Annotated in this window: 4 protein-coding genes; 3 read left to right on the forward strand and 1 reads right to left on the reverse strand. The window is 59.7% G+C overall.

The window, feature by feature from the left end:
- Nucleotides 1-278, forward strand: a 278-nt coding sequence (locus CVA01_RS14610) for a hypothetical protein (RefSeq protein WP_218024601.1), incomplete at its 5' end; no start/stop codon positions are given.
- Between the two features lie 54 nt (nucleotides 279-332).
- Here CVA01_RS14610 and CVA01_RS14615 read toward each other — a convergent pair.
- A complete protein-coding gene (locus CVA01_RS14615; RefSeq protein ID WP_141331798.1) occupies nucleotides 333-632 on the reverse strand; it encodes a hypothetical protein in 300 nt (99 codons plus the stop codon).
- A 463-nt stretch (nucleotides 633-1,095) separates the two neighbouring features.
- Between CVA01_RS14615 and CVA01_RS14620 the strand changes: the two genes are divergently transcribed.
- Both CVA01_RS14620 and CVA01_RS14625 read left to right on the forward strand, forming a co-directional pair.
- A complete protein-coding gene (locus tag CVA01_RS14620) occupies nucleotides 1,096-1,674 on the forward strand; it encodes a hypothetical protein (RefSeq protein WP_141331800.1) in 579 nt (192 codons plus the stop codon).
- Between the two features lie 152 nt (nucleotides 1,675-1,826).
- The coding region (locus CVA01_RS14625) for a transposase family protein (protein ID WP_170209817.1) at nucleotides 1,827-2,180 on the forward strand (354 nt) is incomplete at its 3' end.

The raw sequence follows: 2,180 nt of genomic DNA on the forward strand, positions 1-2,180 counted from the left end.
GGGTGGACCGCCTTCTCGATCGGCGACCGGGCACCGCCAGCTCAACTTTGCAACAGCACCCACCGGTCAGCAGACTCACCGAGTTCATCGACGAAGAGCTCTCCGCGGCCGAGGCTGACGACACTGATTACACCGGCGGTGGCAGCTCTGCGACCGACTATGGCCACGCGATGACCGACAACGGCTACGACTACGGGGCCGGGGGTCTTGGCTTCGGTGGTGATCAGCAGTGGGGCACGAACGTCGACTACCCCGACACGGGCCTTGACCTCGACTAGACCGTCAGACTTTCACTGTCGGACGGACGCGCTGCTTCTGTCCGCTCTGTCAACTCAGTGTTCCTGAAACCCGAGTTTTTTGTTCATTGATGACTGCATACTAAAAGCTCCGAAAACTAATCCTGTCATAATTGCAGACAGTGCCGGAGTTATATCGCCAAGGATAAGGTAAGCAATACCCACAATTGCCCCAAATGAAAAGAACACGGTCGGAAGAAAACGTGAGGGCTTTTTCTGGTTATTTCTTGTAGACCAGAACCCTAGAATGGCAATGAAAACAAACATTGTCATTCCTGCGAAGAATCTCCAACCGCTCACGCCTGCCACAAGAGGGACTACGACGATCGCCGCCACTAGGCATGTTGCTCCTGATATTATCAGATTCCAACGCCTGTAATCTCGTTGCTTGTCGACCATCCTCGTAGTACTCCTTTCTCGACCTCGACAAAACTTCTATCTGCAGTATCCGCCAGTGTAGTGCTCTGGGGAAACGCCGATACGCGGGGGGATAAGACCGCCCGTGGCTCCCAGCTTGAGTTGGAAGCATTTGTTCTGCGCTACTGCCGCTGTGGCCCAGGTGCCGATGTTGATAACATTGGCTCCAATAACGGCGCTGAACGGCGGTGGAACGAGAGCGAGCCAGGGGAGAGCTGCCAGTCCGCCACCCGCTGCCGCAGCGGCGGCTTTCCTTGTCTCTTCCTTGTTAAGATACACATGTCCGGAAACGATACTCTAAACATACATATTGACGGAACAGGGCTAGCGTTTTTCTTTGTTGACCCGCCCGACATGGTTACTGACCAGGAAGGACGTTGTAATGATCATGCGAGACGAGGTCCGGGACGTGCTACAGCGAGCGTTCCCGGCGGTCACCGACTCCGAGGTTGACCGGTACTACGCCACGGTCGAGACGGCGATGAGTCTCAGGTGCGACCGGAAGTTTCGGTGGCTGCGGGACAACTACCTTGGTGGGACGGCCCGGTGGCCGGAAGGGGTGGATCTGCAGGGCATCTTCGACAGGATCCGCTCGTACGCCGAGAGACAGGTCCGTGCGGACTATCTGGATGAGCTGCTTATGGCGGACGCCGAGGTTGAGCGGCTCACCGCCGACGAGGTGGTGGACTTGGAGCAGGACGTGCTCAAGGCATCGCCGGAGGCGTGGAAGACCCGGGCGTGCGACATGTTCCCGCGGCAGGACATGGGCGGGCTGGCCGAGGATCTGTGGCCGCAGGAGCGGCAGACGCTGTGGGCGGAGAACTTCTACAACCTGGCAACCGCGCTGTTGACATCGATGGAGTACCGCGGTCTTGCGCTCCCCGAAGACAGCGGAGCCGCACTGGCCCGTGAGTTGTATGTCCAGGTCTATGACGCGATGGCTGACGAGCGTGACTGGTAAAGCGGCTCTTCCGGATAGGGAGTGCGTAGCGGGTGTGAAGCCCCCGAGGTAGGCCACCACTACATGTAGGGGGCTGGGGCCGGGAACGTAGAAGGACCCTGCAGTGACAGGATGAAGGTGTCTTAAGCATCCATCCAGCCGCTCCAGGATCCATGTCTCACCCTACCGTCACCGCCACCCCTGCCCCGAACCTCGTCGCCGACACGATCTGCCGCACCGTCGAGTTGGGCCTGTCGATCGACAACGCCGCCGACGCCGGCAACATCACCCACCTCTACTGTCATCCGGTGACCGTCGACCTCAGCTGCCCACACTGCGGGCATGCCTGCCGAGTTCGCGACCATATCGAACGCAGGCTCACGGACCTGCCCATCGCCGGGCACCCCAGCCTGCTGCACGTCCGCGTACCCCGGTTGGTCTGCACCAGTGACGACTGCGAGGTCACCATCTTCCGGGCATCGATCCCACAAGCCGCCGACGACCGTCAGACGGTAACCCACCGGGTG

The organism is Corynebacterium variabile, from assembly GCF_006539825.1.
Lineage (GTDB): Bacteria > Actinomycetota > Actinomycetes > Mycobacteriales > Mycobacteriaceae > Corynebacterium > Corynebacterium variabile.

Coding starts and splice junctions, on each gene's coding strand:
- CVA01_RS14620 (WP_141331800.1), top strand. CDS start 1,096: ATGATCATGCGAGACGAGGTCCGGGACGTGCTACAGCGAGCGTTCCCG.